The sequence below is a fragment of the Pseudoalteromonas sp. SIMBA_162 genome, from assembly GCF_046535955.1.
Classification (GTDB): domain Bacteria; phylum Pseudomonadota; class Gammaproteobacteria; order Enterobacterales; family Alteromonadaceae; genus Pseudoalteromonas; species Pseudoalteromonas marina.
Window position 1 is genome coordinate 1 of record NZ_JAWJBQ010000347.1, and the last position, 275, is coordinate 275.

At 64.0% G+C, this 275-nt stretch carries 1 pseudogene; it reads left to right on the plus strand.

Annotated elements, in window-relative coordinates:
* Positions 1-275: pseudogene (locus R0J88_RS19975) on the plus strand (aconitate hydratase B); the annotation flags it as partial.

Here is a 275-nt window from a genome sequence, read left to right on the forward strand (position 1 = left end):
CCTGCTGACCGTCGAGAAGAAGGGCAAGAAAAACGCCTTCTCCGGCCGCATCCTGGAAATCGAAGGCCTGGACGAACTGACCGTCGAGCAAGCATTCGAGCTGTCCGACGCCTCGGCCGAGCGTTCCGCTGCCGGCTGCACCATCAAGCTGCCGGAAAAGGCCATCGCCGAGTACCTGCAGTCCAACATCACCCTGCTGCGCTGGATGATCGGCGAAGGCTACGGCGACCCACGTACCCTGGAGCGTCGCGCCCAGGCCATGGAAGCCTGGCTGG